This window comes from Pseudomonas sp. HMWF006 (genome assembly GCF_003061205.1).
GTDB lineage: Bacteria > Pseudomonadota > Gammaproteobacteria > Pseudomonadales > Pseudomonadaceae > Aquipseudomonas > Aquipseudomonas monsensis.
This window is the reverse complement of the sequence record NZ_QAIU01000539.1, coordinates 1-1,004: the sequence shown is the minus strand read 5'-3', so window position 1 is coordinate 1,004 and position 1,004 is coordinate 1. Positions and strand designations below refer to the sequence as shown.

Annotated in this window: 1 protein-coding gene and 2 pseudogenes; 2 read left to right on the top strand and 1 reads right to left on the bottom strand. The window is 59.0% G+C overall.

What is annotated here, in order from left to right; genetic code table 11:
* Positions 1-233: pseudogene (locus DBR24_RS33550) on the bottom strand (thioredoxin); the annotation flags it as partial.
* Between DBR24_RS33550 and DBR24_RS24225 the strand changes: the two are divergent.
* Positions 232-675: a PilZ domain-containing protein gene (locus DBR24_RS24225; RefSeq protein WP_123466561.1), complete on the top strand. Its 444-nt coding sequence runs from the start codon at positions 232-234 to the stop codon at positions 673-675. The pseudogene DBR24_RS33550 and the gene DBR24_RS24225 overlap by 2 nt on opposite strands.
* Positions 676-817: 142 nt before the next feature.
* Positions 818-1,004 (top strand): annotated as a pseudogene (locus DBR24_RS24220) (3-deoxy-7-phosphoheptulonate synthase); the annotation flags it as partial.

Below are 1,004 nucleotides of genomic sequence, written 5' to 3'. Positions count from 1 at the left end.
CCGCCGTTGGCGCCGGCATCGATCCAGCACAACTGATCGATTGCCAGATCGAGTCCCGGCAACACCTCGCGGGCATAACGGCAACTGGCACAGCCGACACTGGTGAAAATCACCAGGGAAACGCCGCTCATTGCCAGCAGCCGCTGGTCGGCGTCGAAATCGGTCAGCTCGGATTCGACCACTATACTGGGGGAAACAATGTCAAATGGCCGACACAGGGAGTCTGTGCTCATGGGACGTTTCATTCCTCATCCGGACGAGGTGCCGGTTGAATTAACCTTGCTCAAGCCTGAGTGTATTTCCAGGCAACAGCTGCACACTATCAGCCTCGGCGGCATCGCTTGCAATTACCACCGCGCCTGGCGCCACGGCACGGCGCTGCAAGTGCGCATGCCGACGCTCAATGCCGATATCTGCTATCCGGGCTACGTGGCGTGGTGTCTGCGGCGCAAAAAAGGTTATCTGGTGGGGATCGCCTTCACTGACGAACAGACGCTGTTCAGCGCAAGAATGGGTGAGCAAGTGTGTCAGATCGAGCGTTTCTGCCGCATGAACGACGCCCACGAAGATCTGCAGGATATTCAGGCACTGGCCCTGCAATGGGTCGAACAGCATGCCGACGAGTTCTCCCACGACAGCGTGCGCAAGGCTTTCGCCCAGCCTGTGCCGGACTGACGCAGTTTTCTAAAGCGTTACGTGCCCATTGTCGAGCAGCGTCTGACGCGCTAAGGTTCCGCTCCCCGACGCGCTTAAATCTGCTGTGCTCCGCCGCGCGGGGATCGCTGGCGGCCGGCACCCGTGACCTGACGAGTAAACGATGGCTGATTTACCGATCAACGACCTAAACGTCGCCTCTAACGAGACCCTGATCACTCCCGATCAGCTCAAGCGTGATATTCCTCTGAGCGACGCTGCCCTGCGCACCGTCACCAAGGGCCGCGAAGTCATTCGCAACATTCTTGATGGCACCGATCACCGTCTGTTCGTAGTGATCGGCCCGTGTT